The sequence below is a fragment of the Rhodococcus phenolicus genome, assembly GCF_001646785.1.
Lineage (GTDB): Bacteria > Actinomycetota > Actinomycetes > Mycobacteriales > Mycobacteriaceae > Rhodococcus > Rhodococcus phenolicus.
Genome location: NZ_LRRH01000231.1, coordinates 18,522 through 34,332, shown reverse-complemented (window position 1 = coordinate 34,332; position 15,811 = coordinate 18,522). Strand labels below are relative to the sequence as shown.

Here is a 15,811-nt window from a genome sequence, read left to right as displayed (position 1 = left end):
CGCTGGGATCACACCCGACGAACGGAGACGGTCGTGCACGCAATCGTCCAGCGCGAGTTCGGCTCCGCCGACACATTGGTCCTCGAGGAAACCGCCGATCCGGTGCCGGGACCGGGACAGGTTCGCATCCGGGTGTCCGCGATCGGGGTGCATCTCGTCGACACCACGATCCGCGCCGGTCGCGACAACGGGGCCATGCCCGTGCCGAGCCTGCCGATGACGCCCGGACGAGAGGTCGCGGGGGTCGTGGACCTGCTCGGAGACGGCGTCGGCACCGCCCTTCTCGGCGCGCGGGTGGTCGCGCATCTGGGCACGGCGAGCGGCGGGTACGCCGAACTGGCCGTCGCCGCGGCGGCCTCGCTGCACCTCGTCCCGGACCGGGTGCCGCTCGAGGCGGCGGTCGCGGCGATCGGCACCGGCCGCACGACGCTGGGCATCCTCGACCGGCATCCGCTCACCGCAGCCGACACGGCGCTGGTGACGTCCGCGGCCGGGGGCATCGGCACCCTGCTCGTCCAGGCGGGCAGGCGGGCCGGTGCCTTCGTGATCGGTGTGGCCGGCGGCGCCGGCAAGGTGGCGCTGGTCCGCGAACTGGGTGCCGACGTCGTCGTCGACCGGCACGACCCGCGCTGGCGGGAACAGATCGCGGCGACCAGGCCCACCGTGGTGTTCGACGGTGTCGGCGGCGCGGTCGGGCGCGCCGCGTTCGCCGCGTTGGCTCCCGGCGGCGTCCAGCTCGTGTTCGGCTGGTCCTCGGGCGAACCGAACACCTACGAATCCGACGCCAAATCGGCCGTCACGGTCCTCGGACCTCGGCTGACCGCGCGACCCGGTGGGTTGCGGTCCCTGGAGACCGAGGCACTCGCACTCGTCGCGGACGGGTCGTGGCGGCCGGTCGTCGGCGGGCGGTTCTCCCTCGCCGAGGCGGCCGGCGCGCACCGCGCGCTGGAGTCGGGGGCGGCCGTCGGCAAGGTGGTGCTCGAGGTCGCGCGATGACGGTCGTCGGCGCTCCCCTGCTGTGGTCGCCGCGGTTCCGTGCCACCACGGCCGGGCTGTTCCTCCTGTCGGTGCTGTTCGCGTTCGAATCGTTCGCGATCGCGACGGTGATGCCCGTCGTCGGCCGCGAGTTCGACGCGCTCTCCTCGTACCCGCTGGCGTTCGCCGCACCGATCGCGGTGTCGGTGTTCGCCATCTGTCTCGCCGGGGTGTGGATCGACCGGGCAGGTCCCGGAGCTGCCCTGTACGTCGGGGTGGCGGTGTTCGCGGCCGGACTGATCTGCGCTGCGCTCGCCCCGGGCATGCCCGTGTTCCTCGCGGGCCGCGCCGTGCAGGGATTCGGGTCCGGTCTGGCCGGCGTCGCGCTGTACGTCCTGGTTGCCGTCGCCTACCCCGAGGAACTGCGGGCGCGGGTGTTCACCGTTCTCACCAGCGGCTGGGTGCTTCCGGCACTGATCGGACCGCCTGTCGCCGGTGGGCTGGCCGACGCGGCCGGGTGGCGATGGGTGTTCGCGGTCGCGCCGCTCCCCGCGACGGTCGCGGCGGTCGCACTGATCCCCGCGGTGCGACAGGCCCGGCCGCCGGACACCCCGGGGCGGACCGCGCCGTCGTTGTGGTGGGCGGGCGTCGCGGCGGTGGCGGTGCTCGTCGTCGGGGTCGCCGGTCGACAGGAGATCGCGGGGTGGCCGCTGGCGGCGGCCGTCGCGGTCGCGGCGGTGTTCCGGTCGGTGCCGCGCCTGGTGCCGGCGGGCACGTGGCGTTTCGCGGCGGGGCTGCCCGCGGTGCTGTCGGCACGGTCGCTGACGGGCGCGGCGTTCTTCGGCGCCGAGGTGTACGTGCCGTTGGCTCTGGTGCAGTTCCACGGGTTCACGCCCGCGCACGCCGGGATGTTCCTGACCGTGTCGGCGCTCGCGTGGTTCGCCGGGTCGTGGATCGCGGCGCATGTGCCGGTGTTGTCCGACGCGGTGCTCCGCGTGCGGTGGGGCACGGCGGCGGTCGCGGTGGGGATCGGCGCGTCGGCGACCGTGCTCCGGCCGGAGGTGTGGCCTGCGGTCCCGCTGATCGGCTGGTCGGTGGCGAGCCTCGGCATCGGGATCGTGTTCTCGTCGGCGTCGGTGCTGTTGCTCGACTACTCGCCGCCGGAACAGACCGGTGCGAACTCGGCCGCGATGCAGGTGAACGACGCTGTGGCACAATCGGTCTGGCTCTGCGCCGGGGGCACGCTCTTCGCAGCGTCCGCCGCGGCGGCATGGGGATTCGCGGCGATGTTCGCGGGTGCGGCGGTCGTCGCGGCCGGGGCGTACGCGGCCGCCGCCCGGATCACCGCATCGTCGTCGATGCGGTGAGCAGCAGGTCGGTGCAGGCCTCGACGACCTCGTCCTCCTCGAGTGGAACCGTGCCGTCGAGCCACGACGTGAGGGCCTGCGCCAGACCGCCGACGACGAAGTGCGCCGCGAGATCGAGGGCGGGACTGAGCTTCGCCTGGTAGAAGTCCTCGGCCTGCATGGTCACGAGCCCGGCGAACATGCGCGCGGATTCGAGCCGGCGCCGCGCGAGCTGCGGATCGGCCTGGCTGACCGAGAACAGCACGCGACCCAGGCGCGGATCCTCGGCGATCTCGCGGACGATGTTGGCGACCGCCGCGTGCACGATGCCGCGTTCGTCGCGGGGCGCGGCGGCAACGGCCGCGAGGGTGCTCTGCGCGATCTGCTGCACGACGTGGTCGTACACCGCACCGGTCAACGCGTCACGGTCGGCGAAACTCTCGTAGAAGTACCGCGAGGCCAGGCCGGAACGTTTGCACACTCCGCGCACCGACAGTGTGGGTTCCCCGTCGGGGGCGCCGAGCAGGTCGAGGCCCGCCTCGATGAGCTGGGCGCGACGATCCGCCTGACGTTCCTCGCCCGCGCGTCCCCCGTAGAGCCGTCCTGTTGCCATGCGGCCATCTTGTCAGCACCGATGCTTTACGAGCGTCATATATCTGCGTACATTCGTGCACAGATACTCGGCCGGACGGAGGGGCGACGCATGACGACGACGGAGAAACCCGCGGGACTCGACGACACGATGGACGGCCTCGGACTCGTCGCCGGAGCCGCGAACATCATCATGCAGCTGTCATGGCCCGGCGTCGGCTACGGCGTGTTCGAGAGCCGCGTCGAATCCGGACGCCTCTTCGACCACCCGTTCAAACGTACCCGCACGACCCTCGGGTACCTCGCCGTCGCCGCGCGCGGCACCGACGACGAACGAAAACTCTTCCGCCAGGCCGTGAACCGCTCGCATCGGCAAGTCCGCTCCACCGAGGACAGCCCGGTCGAATACAACGCATTCGACCCGGAACTGCAACTGTGGGTCGCGTCGTGCATCTACCGCGGATTCGAGGACGTGCACCGCGCGCTGTACGGGCCCATCCCCGACGAATACATCGACTACTTCTACCGGAACGGCGCCAGGTTCGGCACCACACTGCAGGTCGAGCCGGACATGTGGCCCGCCGATCGCGAAGCGTTCGAGGAATACTGGGTCGAGAGCCTGAAGAAGGTCCACATCGACGACCGCATCCGCGAACATCTGCTGTCCATCACGAAACTCGAATTCATGCCCGGGCCGACAGCACTGCTGTTCGGCCGGATCAACCTGTTCTTCACCGCCGGCTTCCTGCCGCCACTGTTCCGCGACCAGATGCGGCTGGCGTGGAGCCCACGCGACCAACGCCGCTTCGACCGGATCCTGCGAACCATCGGCAAGGTCAACAAACACGTCCCCGTACCCGTCCGCGAAGCCCCCTACCGCCTGCTCCTCACGGACATGCGGTGGCGGATCCGGACCGGACGCGCCCTCGTCTGAGACCCCGACAGCACACGCCGCAGCCGAAGTGACAGAGGTCGCGAAGAGTCTGATACAGTGTGCGACGAGCCAGGGACGAGCCGGTGAAAATCGGTAAAAGCCCAGCGTGCCGATGTAGTTCAATGGTAGAACATCAGCTTCCCAAGCTGAATACGCGGGTTCGATTCCCGTCATCGGCTCCACAGGGTGTTCACCCATCAGGGCCCGTTGCGTTCACTATTGAATCTGCGGACGCAATCGGGCCCCGATTTCCATCGCAACTCCGCCGAGCAGGTCAGATTCGGCAGATCGTCGGCTTGATCGCGGCGCAATTCCCATACCGATCGAGCCGAGTCGTGCTCTCCCGGCGGCTGCGGACCGGTGATTCCGCACTGTGGTCGAAGTCGAGCCACGAAACCCGTGGATCTCGTTGTCGGGGCGGGGACGCTATCTGCCGGATCGGACACTCACCGAATACTCTTCACTGCACCGCGTTGCGAGATGACCCCTACCGATTGCGCGCTCCGGCTCCGGCTCACCGAGGAAGCGACCCCACGGATCGAGACGCGCACGCTTGCAGAGCCAGTCGTGCAACTCGAGCACGTTCAGCGCAGCAAGTGCGAAGCCGACGAGCACCGTGTACCGACCGATCCCGAAACCGCGGAAGTACCCACGATGCACATGCAGCCGGTTTTGCTTCACATCGTCGAACACACTCTCGATCCCGATCCTGCGGTGATACGACACCTCCCACGCGAGGGTGCCGTGCTGGAACGGCATCCGCATATCCGGGTAGTCCGAGTCGTACAGAGTGACGGTGCGCCCGCACCCGCAGTCCGTTCCGCGCGTGAAGAGGTTGTGGGCACGTTCTGCGGTGCCCGCATCGACCTCGGGTTGTTCGGACACCGCACCCGTGCGGGTGCGGCGGCCGGCCCGCGATAACGCCGAGCCCCGTCGGGGTGACGGGCATCGTGCGGGACGAACGCATACGCCTGGCGCGCCTGGTGACGGCGCTCGACGCGGGCGCGTTCGTCCTCGGACATGTCGGTCTCGATCGGGTCGAGGTCGTACAGGCCGTCCGGGAGGCTGTCCGAGTAGAGCAGCCCGTCGATCCAGAAGGTGTGTGCGCCTTCGGGTCCGGGATGCATGCCACGTTGGTGCGGGTGCCGGTCGTAGATCGTGGTGTACCCGAGCTTCCAGACCGGCAGCGCGAAGTACTTGTTGGTGAAGTTGTTGTAAGCGCGGTCTGCGAGGAGTTGGCGCGGTTATCACCCAGCCAATAGTCGCCAGCCGCCACTCCGAGGAAATGTCATGCGGTGTCGGTGAGAACCCTTCACCTGCCATTTTCCCTTTCTCCTCCGAGTTTGCAGCTTCTCGGCTGCGCCTCGGGTTGGATGCCGACCGGCTGACGAGATTCAGCCCGTTCGCATTCCGAGGTTCCGCCCCACACTCCGTGCTGCTGCCGGGTGGTGAGCGCGAACTGCTTGCAGCGGTCATGGACGATACAGGTTGCGCAGATGCGTTTGGCTTCGCGTTCGCGGCGCTGCCGCTCCCCTCTGGATTCGTTGTCGGGGCCGAAGAACAGGGCCGGACCGTAGAACAGGCAGGCTGCGTAATTCCACCATTGCGAGTCCTGGTGGTGAGCAATTCGATGTTCGAGAGGCATGGTCTCGTTCGAGAGTGAGGCGGCGCCACGTGATGCGGTCAGCATGGCCGGTCCGGAACGTAGGGGATCGCCGAGGCACGGTTCTCGTCCGCGGCAAGCGGTCTGCCGATCTGGGGAAAGGCGCGCTGGGCACAATCGGCGCGGTCACAGACACGGCATCCCGCACCGATGGGGACAGCGGTACCCGGATCCTCGAGATCCAGGCCGCGGGCGTAGACGAGCTTGTGGGCATGGGCGAGGTCGCAGCCGAGCCCGACGGCGAACCCGCGCGGTTGCGATCGAAACCCGCCGATCGGCGGTTCGTCGGTGGTGCGGGCGATCCACAGATAGCTACGTCCGTCGGGCATCTGCGCGATCTGTGTTCGGATGCGCCCCGGCGTGGCGAACGTGTCGTGCACGACCCACAGGGGACAGCTTCCTCCGACTCTCGAGAAGTGGAATGCCGTGGCGGACTGCCGTTTCGATATGTTGCCGGCCTTGTCGGTACGGACGAAGAAGAACGGCACTCCCCTCCGGCCAGGCCGTTGCAGCGTGGAGAGGCGATGGCAGACGGTTTCGAAGCCGACCTCGAATTTCGCGCTCAGAAGGTCGATGTCGTAGCTCAACGCTTCGGCCGCTCGGAGAAACGGAGTGTAAGGCAGGACCAGCGCTCCGGCGAAATAGTTCGCCAGGCCGATACTGGCCAGCGACCGTGACTGCGGCGGCAGATCGCTTGCGGCGTCGACGAGTGCGTCGATGGTGTGCTTCTGGGTGAGAAACGCCAATTGGGTGGCGAGCTGAAAGGCACGCTGCCCGTGGGTGAGTCGACGAGCGAGACTGATGGTGCCGGTGGCCGGATCGTAGGTGCGTTTGGGACCGGGCGCATCCGGTTCGTCGGTGCGGATCCGCACAGTGATGTCATGTTCGTCGCGGAGCAGGCGTGCGAGCTGCAGATCGAGGCCCCCGAGCGTGAGGTTTCGGGACACGAACAGCTGCTCTGCGGCGTCGTCGAGTTCACGGATGTGATTGCGCCGGTCGTAGAAGAAATCGCGCACGTCCTCGTACGGCATCGAGGTGGCAGCACCGGCCATGCTGTTCTCGTGGGCCGGAGACAGCCGCTCGACTTGTGCGGTGGCTCCGCGCAGCCGTCGGTGCATGCCGACCAGAGTCCTGGCCGCGGCGGGAAACCGCGTCACGAACTCGTCGATCTCGGCGGCTGTGACATCTGCGCTGTCCGTGTTGTCCGCGAACACGTCCTGCAGGTCGGCGAGCAAGCGGGCATCGGTGTCGACCGCGAAGAACCCCATATCGAGATCGAACGCCGCGTTGAGGCGCAGCAGGACCGGAACGGTCAGCGGGCGTTGGTCGTGTTCGAGCTGGTTGACGTAGCTGGTGGATAGCCCGAGGGTCTGCGCCAGGGCAACCTGGGTCAGTCCCTGTTCCTCGCGCAAGCGGCGAAGCCGCCCGCCGGCGTACATCTTCTGCATGCGCTGAATCTAGCAATTCCGACTTTCGCAATATTTGCAGATTCACCGGATCGGATCCGCAGAAATCCTCATCTGCAAGGCATTTCCCAGTTCACATGGCCTGCATAACCTGCTAAGCAACCCAGTTGTCAGTTGGAGGTTCGCCGTGAAAACCCATCTCGTCCGCACTCATCGCTCCACCGAAGATTTCCCCGAGCACGAACATCTCGCGTGGAAGATCGCCGAGGTCGCCACCGATGCGGTCGAGGTGCCGAAGGACACCGAGGAGATGATCGTCAACCGGATCATCGACAACGCGGCTGTCGCCGCAGCGTCGGTCACCCGGCGTCCGGTCTCCAACGCTCGCGCTCAGGCACTGGCCCATCCCTACTCCCCCGGCTCCACGGTGTTCGGCGTCGGCGGTACATTCTCGCCCGAGTGGGCAGCATGGGCGAACGGGGTCGCGGTACGCGAGCTCGACTTCCACGACACGTTCCTCGCGGCGGAGTACTCGCACCCCGGCGACAACATCCCGTCGATCCTTGCTGTCGCCCAGCACACCGGCCGCAGCGGTGCGGAGCTGATCCGCGGCCTGGCCACCGGTTACGAGATCCAGGTCGATTTGGTGCGTGCGATCTGCCTGCACGAACACAAGATCGACCATGTCGCCCACCTCGGGCCCTCCGCCGCAGCCGGCATCGGCACGCTCCTCGGCCTCGACACCGGCACCGTCTACCAGGCGATCGGACAGGCACTGCACACCACGACCGCGACCCGCCAGTCCCGCAAGGGCGAGATCTCGAGCTGGAAGGCGTACGCACCGGCCTTCGCCGGGAAGATGGCCGTCGAGGCCGTCGACCGGGCATTGCGCGGCGAGAGCGCGCCGTCGCCGATCTGGGAAGGCGAGGACGGTGTCATCGCGTGGCTGCTCGGCGGACCGAACGCCGAATACCATGTGCCGCTGCCCGGTCCGGGTGAGGCCAAACGGGCCATCCTCGACACCTACACCAAGGAGCATTCGGCCGAGTACCAGAGCCAGGCACCGATCGACCTTGCCCGCCGGATGCGCGAGCGCATCGGCGACCTGGATCAGATCGCGTCGATCGTGCTGCACACCAGCCACCACACGCACGTCGTCATCGGCACAGGATCGAACGATCCGCAGAAGTTCGACCCGCAGGCCAGCCGCGAAACCCTCGACCACTCGGTGATGTACATCTTCGCCGTCGCGCTGCAGGACGGAACCTGGCACCACGAGCGTTCCTACGCACCCGAACGGGCACAGCGGCCGGACACGATCGAGCTGTGGCGCAAGATCTCCACCGCCGAGGATCCGGAGTGGACCCGCCGCTACCACTCCACCGACCCGGACGAGAAGGCCTTCGGCGCCCGCGCCGAGGTCACGTTGAAGAGCGGTGAGGTGATCGTCGACGAACTCGCGATCGCCGACGCGCATCCGCTGGGTGCACGGCCGTTCGCCCGCGACCAGTACATCGTCAAGTTCCGCACCCTCGCCGAGGGTGTCGTCGCACCGGCCGAGCAGGACCGTTTCCTCGACGCCGCTCAGCGCACTCCCGAACTGGCGGCCGGGGAGCTGAACCAGCTCACGTTCACCGTGTCCGACGAGATTCTCGCCCGCGCACCGAAGTCGCCGAAGGGACTGTTCTGAGATGTCCGGTCTCATTTCCGCCACGACCTCCGCGGCCGACAAGCGCAGTGCATTCCGTGCGTCGCTGGCCTCGGGAAAGATCACTCGGCTCCCGGGCGCCATCAATCCGCTGACCGCCAAGCTCATCCAGGAGATCGGGTTCGAAGGCGTGTACGTCTCGGGCGGCGCGTTCTCGGCCGCTCTCGGTCTGCCGGACATCGGCCTGACCACACTCACCGAGGTCGCCGCACACAGCGCCCAGATCGCTCGTTCCACGGACCTTCCCGTGCTGGTGGACGCGGACACCGGATTCGGTGAGCCGATGTCGGCGGCCCGCACCGTGACGGTCTTCGAGGACGCCGGTCTCGCCGGCCTGCACCTCGAGGACCAGGTCAATCCCAAGCGCTGCGGACACCTCGACGGCAAGTCCATCGTTCCGACCGACGAAATGGTTCGCCGACTGCGCGCCGCGGTCTCCGCACGGCGGGATCCGAACTTCGTGATCTGTGCCCGCACCGATGCGGCCGGCATCTGTGACACGACCGCCTCCGGCAATGGCGGCATCGATGCAGCGATCGAACGGGCGAAGGCCTACGCGGACGCCGGAGCCGACCTGATCTTCACCGAGGCGCTGCACACCCGTGCCGATTTCGAGAAGTTCCGTGCGGCGGTGGATATCCCACTGCTGGCGAACATGACCGAGTTCGGCAAGTCCCAGCTCATCCCGGCACAGGCGCTCGAGAGCATCGGCTACAACGCGGTGATCTACCCGGTCACGACCCTGCGGTTGGCGATGGGCGCGATCGAGCGCGGCCTGCGGGTGATCCACGAGGAAGGCACCCAGGAGACCCTCCTCGGCGAGATGCAGACGCGGTCACGGCTGTACGAATTGCTCGAATACGAGCGCTACAACGAGTTCGACTCCGGAGTCTTCAACTTCACCCTCTCGAGGAGCCAGTGATGACACAGTCTCACTACCGTTCGGGGATGACCGAAACCGCTGTCCCCACCATCTACAAGGGCCTGGCCGGCGTCGTCGTCGACACCACCGCAATCTCGAAGGTGGTGCCCGAGACGAATTCGCTGACCTACCGCGGTTACGCGGTCCAGGATCTCGCCGAACACTGCAGTTTCGAACAGGTCGCCTACCTGCTGTGGAACGGCGAACTACCCACCGTTGCGCAGCTCGAACTGTTCTGTCAGCGCGAGCGCGCGAACCGGCGTGCCGACCGGTCCCTGCTGGCGCTGGTGGCGAAGATGCCCGAGAACTGCCATCCGATGGACGTGGTGCGCACCGCGATCAGCTACCTCGGCGCCGAGGATCCGCAGGAATGGGACAATGATCCGAAGGCCAACCACGAGAAGGCACTTCGCATGATGGCCGTGCTGCCGACGATCGTCGCGGCCGACCATCGCCGGCGTCACGGCCAGGACCCGATCGCTCCGCACCACTCGCTCGGGTTCGCCGAGAACTTCCTGAACATGTGCTTCGGGAAGGTGCCGGATGCGCAGATCGTGAAGGCGTTCGAGGTCTCGCTGATCCTGTATGCGGAGCACAGTTTCAATGCATCCACGTTCGCCGCTCGGGTCGTCACCTCCACCCTCTCGGACATCTACAGCGCCGTCACCGCCGCGATCGGCACCCTCAAGGGTCCCCTGCACGGCGGCGCGAACGAGGCCGTGATGCACGACATGCTCGAGATCGGCGAACCCGAATGCGCGGAGGAGTGGATGCGCGGCAAACTTTCCCGCAAGGAGAAGGTGATGGGATTCGGTCACCGGGTGTACAAGAACGGCGACTCCCGGGTGCCGACGATGAAGAAGGCCTTCCTCGACGTCGCCGCCCACACCGGTGACGAAAAGTGGGTGCGGATGTACGACATCCTCGAGAAGACCATGGGTGATGCCACCGGAATCGAGCCGAACCTCGACTTCCCCACCGGGCCGGCCTATTACCTGATGGGCTTCGACATCGAAGTGTTCACCCCGATCTTCGTCATGAGCCGGATCACCGGGTGGACGGCGCACATCATCGAGCAGGGCGCATCCAACGCCCTGATCCGCCCGCTCAGCGAATACACCGGCGTCCCGCAACGGTCCGTCGTGGCCTGACGCCCACCGAGCAGCGCCCCGGGGGCAGCGTCGTTCACCGCTCGTACCCCGGGGCGCGTCCCCCTTCGGCCCGCTCCGGCGAATCCGGTGCTGGTCGCGACGGATCGGTCGATCGCGTCACTCCGGCGGTTGCCACCCCGACGTTCTGGTCATGCCCGCGGCGCGTCCCTTTCCGGAGATGACGAGTGCCATCTTGCGGGACGCCTCGTCGATCATCTCGTCGCCGAGCATCGCCGCACCCCGGGATCCGCCTGCCTCGGAGGTGCACCATTCGTATGCGTCGAGGATGTTCTCGGCGTGGTCGAAATCCGCCTGCCCGGGGCTGAATACCTCGTTGATCACCTCTACCTGCGTCGGATGCAGCACCCACTTACCGTCGAAGCCGAGCGCGGCGGTGCGTTGCGCGGACCGGCGGAACGCGTCGACGTCCCGGATCTGCAGGTAGGGGCCGTCGATGGCCTGCAGTCCGTGGGCGCGCGCGGCCATGAGGATCGTCATGAGGATGTGGTGGTAGGCGTCGCCGACGTCGTATCCGGGCGGTTGTTCGCCGACGACGAGCGATTTCATCTGGATCGAGGCCATGAAGTCCGCAGGTCCGAAGATCAGGGTCTCGATGCGGTCGCTGGCCTGGGCGATCTCGTTCAACGCGATCAGCCCTGCCGCGGTTTCGATCTGCGCTTCGATGCCGATGCGACCGACGTCGAGTCCGGTGGACTTCTCGATCTGCGTGAGCAGCATGTCGAGGGCCCGAACCTGTGCTGCGTCCTGGACTTTCGGGAGCATGATGCAGTCGAGCGCGTCGCCGGCCCCCTCGACCACGTCGACGACGTCACGGTAGGTCCACGGCGTGGTCCAGTCGTTGACGCGGACCGTGCGGATCTTGCCGTCGAACCCGCCCTCACGGAGGGATTCGACGATGATCTTGCGGCCTTCCGCCTTCGCGTTCGGGGCACATGCGTCCTCGAGATCGAGGAACACGGCGTCGACGTCGAGCGAGCGGGCCTTGTCGATCATCTTCGGGTTGGATCCGGGCACCGCGAGGGTGCTGCGCCGTGGGCGGATCGTTCTGGTGCTCATAGGGAGACCCTTTCGTATACCTGCGCTGTACTGATGTATCTGTTTGTGATTAAAATACGGATGTGTTCACGACTGCAACCCCCGGCCGCTTCACCGCCGCATTCCGTTTGCACCCCGCCGGAGTCGCGCTCATCACGGCCGATGCGGGGACCGGGCCGGTCGCACTGACGGCCACCTCGGTGTCGTCGGTGAGCGTCGACCCGCCGATGCTGATGTTCTCCGTCTCCGATGCCTCATCGAGTGCGCCGACACTGCGCTGCGCCGACACGGTGGTGATTCACCTGCTCGGGGCCGACGAGCGCCACCTGGCGAAACTGGGGGCGAGCAGTGGCATCGACCGCTTCGCCGACACGGCGTTGTGGCGCCGGCTACCCACAGGCGAGGCGTACTTCCCCCAGGCGCGCGTCCGGATCCGGGCACGCGTCGCCCAGCGGGTACGGGCCGGAACCTCGTGCGTGCTCATCGCACAGGCACTCGAAGCCGCAGGTCCCGGCGTCGACGGCGAGCCCGCACGGACGCCGCTCGTGTATCACGACCGGACCTGGCACGGCCTGGACGACCGGTCGAAACTGGGCTGAAGCCGGGAGGTCACCCCGTGGCAGCGCTGTTGCGGGCGGCCTGCGCGATGTAGGTGCTGAGCATCTGGGACGCGCCTGCGAAGTGCTGCTCGGTGATCCGCCGTGCTTCGGCTCCGTCACCCCGTGCGAGCGCACCGATCAGCGCGTCGTGCTCGTCGAGGCTGCACGGGACACGCTCGGGGAACAGCTCGAAATAGCGCTGGGGAATCATGCGGCCGGCGTCGCCGAGCATCGATTGCAGGCGCAGCGATCCGCACGACTTGTTGATCTCGCGATGGAAGAGCCAGTTCAGGGTGGCGATGTCGTCGCCCGCCGCTGCGGCCACCCGGATCTCCCGGTGCAGTTCGCGCACGCGGAGCAATTGCCGCTCGTCGATCTTCCCCGCCGCCCACTGCGCGGCGACCCCCGACAGCGCCGCCATCAGCGCGAAGTTCTCGACGATCGTGTCCGGCGAGACGCCGATGACCGTGACACCGCTGCGCTGCGCGACCCGTACGAGCCCTTCCTGGGCCAGCGTCAGACACGCTTCCCGCACGGGGGTGCGGCTGGTCCCGAACTCGGCCGCGACCGCGTCGAGGTCGATGCGATCGCCGGGCGACAGGTCGCCCGACAGGATGCGGTGCCGCAGGACCTCGGCAGCGCGCTCGCGGCCGGTCTTCTTCTCGGGCACCGCCTCGAGCGGCTCACCGACGGTCCACGGCCCCTTGTCGACGTCGGTCATCGCGCCCCTCTCGAAACAGCCCCTCTCGGCCTTGACAATCTATCACCGCCGATTAAATATATCAGTCACCAACAGATATGCTCATCAAGCGAGGGGATCCCCACCATGTCGGACAACCGAACCGATCAGATGACGCTTGTGGCGTTCATGCAGGCGAGCAACGTCTCGGTCTACTCGGGGTCGTGGCGCTACCCGCATTCCGCGCAGGACTACCTGGACCTGGCCTACTACCAGCGCATCGCGCGCGTCCTCGAAGAAGGCCGCTTCGACCTGATGTTCTTCGACGACCGCCTCGCGATGCCCGGCATCTACGGCAACTCCGTCGACGACGCCGTCCGATACGGCGCGCGGCCCGTCAAGCTCGACCTCACCGCGATCCTCGGCGCCGCAGCAGCCGCCACCAGCCACCTCGGTCTCGGTGCGACCTATTCGACCACGTACCACCAGCCGTTCCACGTGGCACGCACCTTCGCGAGCCTGGACCACCTCAGCGGCGGACGCGCCGCCTGGAACGTCGTCACCTCCGTCAACGACGCCGAAGCGCGGAACTTCGGAGTCGACCAGCACTTCGAACACGACAAGCGTTACGACCGCGCCGAGGAATTCGTGGAAGTCGTCGCCAAGCTGTGGGATTCGTGGGAGGACGGCGCCGTCGTGGCCGACCGTGCCTCCGGCATCTTCGCCGACCCGGCCAAGGTGCACACACTCGACCACCACGGCGAGTTCTTCGATGTGCAGGGGCCGCTCACAGTGCCCCGCACCCCGCAGGGCCGGCCAGTCCTCATCCAGGCCGGCCAATCCGGTCGCGGCCGGCAGTTCGCCGCCAAGTGGGCGGACCTCATCTTCACCGGCGACCCGAGCCAGTCCGTCGCGGCCGAGCACTACGCCGACCAGAAGGCCCTGATCGGTGAGCACGGTCGCGATGCCGATTCGGTGCGCATCCTCCCGATGGTCTACGTCATCCCCGGCGAGACCGAGCAGATCGCACGGGAGAAGGAGAACATCTTCCTTCACGACCTCGTCCACCCGCAGGCGTCGCTCACGCTGCTGTCGGAGGTCACCAACTACGACTTCTCCGGACACAGCCTCGACGACGTCGTCACCGACGAACTCATCGATCAGGTTTCCGGCATCCGCGGCCTCGTTCAGGGCGTCAAGCGGCACATCGGCGATCAGGAACTGACACTGCGCGTGCTCGCCAACCACCGCGCCACCCTGCTCCAGGGTCCCCGCTTCGTAGGCACCGGCCCGCAGATCGCCGAGCAGATGGAGCAGTGGTTCCGGTCCCGTTCGTGCGACGGATTCGTCATCGCCGCAACGCATTTCCCCGGCGCTTTCGAGGACTTCGTGCGCCTGGTCGTCCCCGAGCTCCGCTCCCGCGGACTCGTGCGGGAGAACTACACCGGCACCACACTGCGGGAGAATCTCGGCCTGGAACGGCCCGAGAACATCTTCGGCGCCGGCCACGACGCACCGGTCGCGACCGGCGAGAAGGTGGCCCAGCATGCCTGAGAGCGCGTCGGCACGCGGCACGATGCTGCGCGGCCTCCGCGTCCTGGACATGGCCACACTGGCGGCCGGTCCACTCGCGGCAACCTATCTCGGCGAGTTCGGTGCCGACGTCATCAAGATCGAGCAACCGCAGGGTGGCGACCCGATCCGGGGCTGGGGCGTGCAGGACGGAGGTGTCGGGCTGATGTGGAAGAGCATCGGCCGCAACAAACGATCCGTCGCCGTCGATCTGCGCACCGCCGACGGCCAGGATCTCGTGCGTCGCCTCGCCTCCGAATGCGATGTCGTGGTGGCGAACACGCGACCGCACACCCTCACCCGCTGGGGCCTGGACTACGAGGCGCTGCGCGCGGTCAACCCCGGTCTGGTGATGCTGCACATCACCGGATTCGGACTGGCGGGGCCGAAGTCCACCCGTCCCGGATTCGGAACGCTCGGCGAAGCCATGAGCGGATTTGCCCACACCACCGGTGAATCCGACGGCCCGCCCACCCTGCCGTCGTTCATGCTCGCCGACGGTATCGCATCACTCAACGCCGCATACGCCGTCCTGATGGCGCTGTACCACCGCGACGTCCACGACGGCGGCGGGCAGCTCATCGACATCAACCTCGTCGATCCGCTCGCCCGGTTGCTCGAACAGTCGCTCCTCGCCTACGACCGGACCGGTGCTGTCCCCCGCCGCAGCGGGAACCGCTGGGAGATCTCGGCTCCCCGCAACACCTATCGCACGAGCGACGACCGGTGGCTCGCGATGTCCGGCAGCGCTCCCACCGTCGCGCTGCGGGTGTTCAAGGCCATCGGGCGGTCCGACCTTCTCGACGACCCCGACTTCACCGATCCGCAACGTCGGCTGAAGCGCTCGGCCGAGGTGGACGAGGCAGTAGCCGAATGGGTTTCACGCCGGACCCTCGACGAGGCGATGGCCGTGTTCGAAGCCGAGGAGATCGCCGCCGCACCGGTCTACGACGTGGCGCAACTCGTCGCCGACGAACAGATGCAGGCGCGGAAGGTGTTCGTGCGGGTCGACGACGACGAACTCGGCGACCTGCTCGTGCAGGCACCCGTACCTCGATTCTCAGGAGAGGAAGGGGTCGTCGACACCCTCGGACCACCGATCGGGCAGCACACCAGCGAAGTGCTGTCCGAGATCCTCGACCTCACCGACGCCGAGATCTCCCATCTCCGCGACCGCAACATCGTCCGGTAACGAACAGGAGCCCATCC

15 protein-coding genes and 1 tRNA gene are annotated in these 15,811 nt (G+C 67.3%); 10 read left to right on the top strand and 6 right to left on the bottom strand.

Translation table 11 applies throughout. The annotated features are described in order from the left end of the window. The first annotated feature begins 33 nt into the window (after positions 1-33). Positions 34-996, top strand: a complete 963-nt coding sequence (locus A8G15_RS29220) for a zinc-binding dehydrogenase (protein WP_068166728.1) — start codon at positions 34-36, stop codon at positions 994-996. After that, positions 993-2,342, top strand: a complete 1,350-nt coding sequence (locus A8G15_RS29215) for an MFS transporter (protein ID WP_068166693.1) — start codon at positions 993-995, stop codon at positions 2,340-2,342. Before A8G15_RS29220 ends, A8G15_RS29215 begins: the two co-directional genes overlap by 4 nt. On the opposite strand, the gene A8G15_RS29210 is transcribed toward A8G15_RS29215, so the two are convergent. Then, positions 2,317-2,934, bottom strand: a complete 618-nt coding sequence (locus tag A8G15_RS29210) for a TetR/AcrR family transcriptional regulator (RefSeq protein ID WP_068166692.1) — start codon at positions 2,932-2,934, stop codon at positions 2,317-2,319. The genes A8G15_RS29215 and A8G15_RS29210 overlap by 26 nt on opposite strands. Before the next feature lie 90 nt (positions 2,935-3,024). On the opposite strand from A8G15_RS29210, the gene A8G15_RS29205 reads away from it, so the two are divergent. Then, the gene (locus A8G15_RS29205; protein ID WP_068166689.1) at positions 3,025-3,846 is read left to right on the top strand and encodes an oxygenase MpaB family protein; all 822 of its coding nucleotides are present in this window, start codon (positions 3,025-3,027) and stop codon (positions 3,844-3,846) included. Positions 3,847-3,954: 108 nt separating this feature from the next. Continuing rightward, a tRNA-Gly gene (locus A8G15_RS29200) sits at positions 3,955-4,028 on the top strand. Positions 4,029-4,272: 244 nt separating this feature from the next. Here the strand turns inward: A8G15_RS29200 and A8G15_RS31610 are convergent. From A8G15_RS31610 to A8G15_RS29185, 3 genes are all read right to left on the bottom strand, one after another. Continuing rightward, positions 4,273-4,731, bottom strand: a complete 459-nt coding sequence (locus A8G15_RS31610; RefSeq protein WP_068166688.1) for a hypothetical protein — start codon at positions 4,729-4,731, stop codon at positions 4,273-4,275. 427 nt (positions 4,732-5,158) lie between these two features. Next, positions 5,159-5,536: a WhiB family transcriptional regulator gene (locus A8G15_RS30330; protein ID WP_082900247.1), complete on the bottom strand. Its 378-nt coding sequence runs from the start codon at positions 5,534-5,536 to the stop codon at positions 5,159-5,161. Next, the gene (locus A8G15_RS29185; protein ID WP_068166684.1) at positions 5,530-6,957 is read right to left on the bottom strand and encodes a short-chain fatty acyl-CoA regulator family protein; all 1,428 of its coding nucleotides are present in this window, start codon (positions 6,955-6,957) and stop codon (positions 5,530-5,532) included. The genes A8G15_RS30330 and A8G15_RS29185 overlap by 7 nt, the downstream gene beginning before the upstream one ends. A 145-nt stretch (positions 6,958-7,102) precedes the next feature. Between A8G15_RS29185 and prpD the strand changes: the two genes are divergently transcribed. The 3 genes from prpD to A8G15_RS29170 are packed head-to-tail and all read left to right on the top strand — an operon-like array spanning position 7,103 to position 10,696. Next, positions 7,103-8,605, top strand: a complete 1,503-nt coding sequence (gene prpD / locus A8G15_RS29180) for a 2-methylcitrate dehydratase PrpD (protein ID WP_068166683.1) — start codon at positions 7,103-7,105, stop codon at positions 8,603-8,605. A gap of 1 nt (position 8,606) precedes the next feature. Next, positions 8,607-9,545: a methylisocitrate lyase gene (gene prpB / locus A8G15_RS29175; RefSeq protein WP_068166682.1), complete on the top strand. Its 939-nt coding sequence runs from the start codon at positions 8,607-8,609 to the stop codon at positions 9,543-9,545. A 26-nt stretch (positions 9,546-9,571) separates the two neighbouring features. Beyond that, complete coding sequence (locus A8G15_RS29170; RefSeq protein ID WP_068166681.1) at positions 9,572-10,696, top strand: bifunctional 2-methylcitrate synthase/citrate synthase; 1,125 nt, start codon at positions 9,572-9,574, stop codon at positions 10,694-10,696. Between the two features lie 117 nt (positions 10,697-10,813). On the opposite strand, the gene A8G15_RS29165 is transcribed toward A8G15_RS29170, so the two are convergent. Further along, on the bottom strand, positions 10,814-11,773 hold the full coding sequence (locus tag A8G15_RS29165) for an HpcH/HpaI aldolase/citrate lyase family protein (RefSeq protein WP_068166679.1): 960 nt from the start codon (positions 11,771-11,773) through the stop codon (positions 10,814-10,816). A gap of 62 nt (positions 11,774-11,835) precedes the next feature. Here A8G15_RS29165 and A8G15_RS29160 point away from each other — a divergent pair, with 62 nt between their 5' ends. Further along, entirely contained in the window at positions 11,836-12,351 is a 516-nt protein-coding gene (locus A8G15_RS29160; RefSeq protein WP_068166677.1) for a flavin reductase family protein, read from the top strand. A 10-nt stretch (positions 12,352-12,361) separates the two neighbouring features. Here the strand turns inward: A8G15_RS29160 and A8G15_RS29155 are convergent, their stop codons facing one another. Continuing rightward, complete coding sequence (locus A8G15_RS29155; protein WP_082900246.1) at positions 12,362-13,072, bottom strand: GntR family transcriptional regulator; 711 nt, start codon at positions 13,070-13,072, stop codon at positions 12,362-12,364. A gap of 105 nt (positions 13,073-13,177) precedes the next feature. Between A8G15_RS29155 and A8G15_RS29150 the strand changes: the two genes are divergently transcribed. Both A8G15_RS29150 and A8G15_RS29145 read left to right on the top strand, forming a co-directional pair. Beyond that, positions 13,178-14,584, top strand: a complete 1,407-nt coding sequence (locus tag A8G15_RS29150; protein WP_211270276.1) for an LLM class flavin-dependent oxidoreductase — start codon at positions 13,178-13,180, stop codon at positions 14,582-14,584. A 22-nt stretch (positions 14,585-14,606) separates the two neighbouring features. Further along, positions 14,607-15,794 carry a CaiB/BaiF CoA transferase family protein gene (locus A8G15_RS29145; RefSeq protein WP_068166723.1) on the top strand — a complete coding sequence of 396 codons (1,188 nt, stop codon included), beginning with the start codon at positions 14,607-14,609 and terminating at the stop codon, positions 15,792-15,794. The last annotated feature ends 17 nt before the right edge of the window (positions 15,795-15,811 follow it).